The sequence below is a fragment of the Parasutterella sp. genome, from assembly GCF_057870745.1.
On the sequence record NZ_DBMALT010000083.1, the window covers coordinates 1 to 4,416 of the forward strand.

General features: G+C 48.8%; 3 protein-coding genes. 1 reads left to right on the forward strand and 2 read right to left on the reverse strand.

Annotation, left to right across the window (positions count from 1 at the left end; genetic code table 11):
• Positions 1 to 159: 159 nt before the first annotated feature.
• Together ACZND6_RS12655 and ACZND6_RS12660 are read right to left on the reverse strand one after the other, a co-directional pair.
• A complete protein-coding gene (locus ACZND6_RS12655; protein WP_008864509.1) occupies positions 160 to 1,014 on the reverse strand; it encodes a fumarate reductase iron-sulfur subunit in 855 nt (284 codons plus the stop codon).
• 19 nt (positions 1,015 to 1,033) lie between these two features.
• Positions 1,034 to 3,019, reverse strand: a complete 1,986-nt coding sequence (locus ACZND6_RS12660) for a fumarate reductase flavoprotein subunit (RefSeq protein WP_370747696.1) — start codon at positions 3,017 to 3,019, stop codon at positions 1,034 to 1,036.
• A 792-nt stretch (positions 3,020 to 3,811) separates the two neighbouring features.
• Here ACZND6_RS12660 and ACZND6_RS12665 point away from each other — a divergent pair.
• A complete protein-coding gene (locus ACZND6_RS12665; protein ID WP_370747697.1) occupies positions 3,812 to 4,276 on the forward strand; it encodes a hypothetical protein in 465 nt (154 codons plus the stop codon).
• Positions 4,277 to 4,416: the final 140 nt, after the last annotated feature.

Consider the following 4,416-nt stretch of genomic DNA (forward strand, 5'->3'; position numbering starts at 1 on the left):
CATCACTGCAGACACCTTGGGGTTCGCTAGTCTTTCCCACTAGCGGGCAGACTCGGGACTTTCACCCTATAGAGAATGCTCATGCCGAGCACACCAAAAACCCCTACCGATTAAGGTAGGGGTTTAGGTCTTGCTAGGACGTTTTGTTACAAAGTAGGATTAGTCGAGCTTGAGCTCACGAAGAGGAATGACTCTCTTGAGGCTGGGCTCTTCTTTACCCATGATGCCCTGCTCGGCCATCTTACGACGCATGAAAGCAATCTGAGTCTTCAGAGGCAGATCTTTCGGGCAGAAGTCGTGGCAAGCTAGGAGGGACATACAGCCGAAAACTCCGCTTTCAGTACCGAGGATTTCGTAGTAGTCGGCATCATTACGGTGATCGCGCGGATCCAGACGGAAACGAGAGATCTTGTTGATAGCGACAGCACCGACGAAGTCAGGACGCATACGGAAGTTACCGCAGGAAGCTACGCAACAGCCGCATTCAACGCAGCGGTCAAGCAGGTAGATTTCTTCGGCCAGATGCGGATCCATCGGGGTTTCAATCTTAGACAGATTGACATTGTCATCGTTAAGGTGGCACCAGGACTGGATACGTTCGGACATACCGCGCATCCACTTACCTGTGTTGACAGACAAGTCACCGATAAGTTCGAAGCCGGGAAGCGGAGCCAGAGTGAAGTGATCCGGAAGATCTCTTGTCAGGCAGCGGCAGGCCAGAGTCGGTTTACCGTTAACGAGCATTGCGCAGGAACCGCAAATACCGGCACGGCAAACGAAATCGAACTGGAGGGAAGGATCCTGTGTGTCTCTCAATTCATTCAAGAGAATGTAGAGAGTCATAGAGTCCGTTTCGGAAACGGAGTAAGTCTGCAGGTGAGGAACGCTATCCGGATCAGCCGGGTTGTAACGAAGAATGCTTACCTGGAGCATGCGATGAGCTTTCGCCTGCTGGGGAACTGCATCTTCTTTTTTCTCTTCAGCAGCAGCCATCTGTTGTGTTGTATCAGCCATTTAATTTCAACTCCAAAGATTAAGACAGGGGTTCGTCAATACGTTCGTTCTTGCCGCGGAGATCTTCGGGCAGAAGCTGCAGGTACGGCATCAGTGCATTCTGGACAGCGAAACGGTCTGCGCCTTCGGATTCCAGTTTGGCACGGATTTCGTCGACTTGTTTCTGACGAACAGGTGTTTCGGGGTTGTCAATGTAGTTCTTAGCACCGTAACCACGCCAGCCCGGAGGAAGTTCCATCTTGGAGATGTCGAGGTCTTGGTAAGTAATTGTCGGAAGAGTATCGGATTCGTTCTTCCATGTGCTGAGTGTACGTTTGCACCATTCAGCGTCGTTACGAACAGGGTAGTCAACACGGAAGTGAGCACCGCGAGATTCTGTACGAAGAGAAGCACCGAGAGCCATACCGAGGGCGACGCGGAGCATCTTCTGTGTTCTGTAAGCATAAACAAGCTCAGGGTTGGCACCCGGCTGGTTCTTAACAGCAACGTTGAAGCTCTTCTTGTAGAGGCCTTCGAGTTCTTCGACAGCTTCCTTGAGTTTTTCGCCTTCGCGGAAAATACCGACCTTAGTCGTCATGATTTCCTGCATGCGAGTGCGGATCTCAGCCATGTTTTCTTTGCCATTGTTCTTAACGAAGGCGTCCAGTTTGGACTGTTCGCGCTTGATGAAGTCGTAAACAACGCGGGTCGGAATGTCGATGGCGTTTTCAGGCTTGTCGCAGAAGTCAGCGATTGTTTCGCCGATGATCATACCGGCAACAACGGTTTCAGCAACGGAGTTACCGCCGAGACGGTTAAAGCCGTGCATATCCCAGCAAGCAGCTTCACCGGCAGCGAACAGGCCCTTCAGAGTCTGAGATTCGCCGTTCGGGTTGGTGCGGACACCGCCCATGGTGTAGTGCTGAGCCGGGCGAACCGGGATCCAATCCTTCGTCGGGTCAACGCCGAGGAAGTAATGGCAGATTTCGTAAACTTCACGAAGGTTGTGTTTAATGTGGTTTTCACCGAGCAGCGTGATGTCGAGCCAGAGGTGTTCACCGAAGCGGCTCTTAACGCCCTTGCCCTGAGCAATACGTTCTTCCATACGACGGGAAACAACATCACGAGAGGCAAGTTCTTTCTTTTCAGGTTCAACGTCCGGCATGAAGCGATGGCCGTCGACGTCGCGAAGCAGACCGCCGTCACCGCGGCAGCCTTCAGTAACCAGAATACCGGCCGGGAAAATACCTGTCGGATGGAACTGAACAGCCTCCAAGTTACCGCACATAGCAACGCCTGTTTCCAGAGCGATAGCGTGGCCGGTACCTTCACAGATTTGAGCGTTTGTAGAAACGCGGAAGATCTTACCTGCACCGCCGGTTGCGATAGCAGTAGCTCGGGCAACGTAACCGATGAGTTCACCGGTGATAAGGTCACGAACGACAGCGCCGTAGCAGCGGGAACCGTCGTGGATCAAAGCGATGGCTTCAACACGTTCGTGAATAGGAATACCGAGAGCGATAGCACGGTCGGAAACAGCGTTCAGCATAGCGTGGCCGGTACCGTCGGAAACGAAGCATGTTCTCCATTTCTTTGTACCGCCGAAGTCACGCTGACCGATCAGGCCGGCAGCTTCTTTACGTTCGGTAATAGTAACTTTTTCGCCGTTGATAATAACCTGACGGTCACCCGGAGTGATACGGCTCCAGGGCACGCCCCAAGCAGCCAGTTCACGGACAGCTTTCGGAGCAGTATTAACGAACATACGAACGACTTCCTGGTCTGCACCCCAGTCGGAACCGCGAACGGTGTCGCCGAAGTGGACATCCTCATTGTCGCCGACGCCCTTAATCACATTAGCCAGAGAGGCCTGCATACCGCCCTGAGCGGCTTTGGAGTGGGAACGTTTAGGGGGAACTAGAGAGAGGATGATGGAATCATGTCCGCGGCGTTTGGCACCGACGGCCATACGCAGACCGGCAAGACCTGCGCCGATGACCAGTACATCCGTATAAATAACTTTCATTTAGTAGATCTCCTTGATCCAAGTTAACCGAAAAGACGGGTGGCACCTTTCGGCAGCATGGGGTAAAAAACCAACAAATTCAGGTGCGAATAATTTCTCTGTCAAATCCGCTACATATATTAGGGTTGACCATGAAAAACAATTGCACCTAAAACTGTTGAGCTGAAATTTAGAACAACTTCGGACAAAAGACAATGGATTTAAAGAGTCCAAAAACAAAACTAAGTAGTTTCACTTAATGAAAAATTGAAAAAAAGGATGAATTTTGTCTTTTTCTTTACCCTCTTCCCTATAGTAATTTGGTCTTAATTTGTTGGTTTGACGAGATAAAATACCCTTTCAGCAATTTACGGTTTTTTTCAATTTGTCTGATTTACTCGGATTATCTAAAGTTGTATAGGTGTTTTCACTAATATGACAATAGTTTTGCGCTGTCTCTTTCTTACAACAACCTTAAGAAATTTTCGGAATTTATGACGACTCTAGGCTGAATGATTCTGAAATTGTAAAAACGTTAACACACTAATTTAATTCACCCTCCCCTATTTTTCGCCCCATTTTGGTTTTCATTTTTACAAATTTTTAATTGCTCTGCGAACTAATTTTTCCATCAAAATGGGCATTTCTAAGGGAAACCTCCTAATTTGCTTCGCCAATCACTTAAGGGTTTTTCCATAATTTAGCTCAAAGTGAGTTTAGCTGGGGGTTTACGCTATTGTCCCTTTCTTTGCTTTGTTTCAATATAGCGACCAAGACGAAAGTTCAATGAAATTTAATTAAGGGAAATGAAGAATGTCTAAATACACAAACGGCGCTTTACAGGTTTTAGAAACGGCCGATAAAGACATTAATCAGACTTTTACGTGTACCGAAGAGACGAGTGAATGTGTTTTTTGCTCCACCCGCAGAGAAAGCGGCTGGGTCACGGTTGAAAAGAGCGGAATCATTTCCAAGATTGGTGAGGGCATCGCTGCTACGCTGGGTATTGCAGCCGGTTATCTTCTTCGGGACTTGATCGTAGACCAAGCAGTTTTTCAGGTTAAAGAAGCACAATTAAATCGCATCGGTAAAACAGAAGTCAGAATGAAGGATGCGGCCGGCTCTATTTTCTGGGCCAGACTGACATCTAAAGGCGAAAATCGTCTTCTCATTGAAGACATCGATATCGAAAAGAATTTTGAATTAGACGGTGAAGACCTTATCGAAGAACAGGAAAGAGAATTCAGTCGCTTCAGTATGACACCCTCCTTTCAATAGTCATTAACAACAAAAAAGCGGCCGCAAGGCCGTTTTTTGTTGTGTGCGCCCAGCATGGCGCACTTCTATAGGGTGAGAATCCCGAACCCGCCCGATGAGGGGAAGGGTTAGCGACTCGGCAAGGGCGTAGTGGCAACACT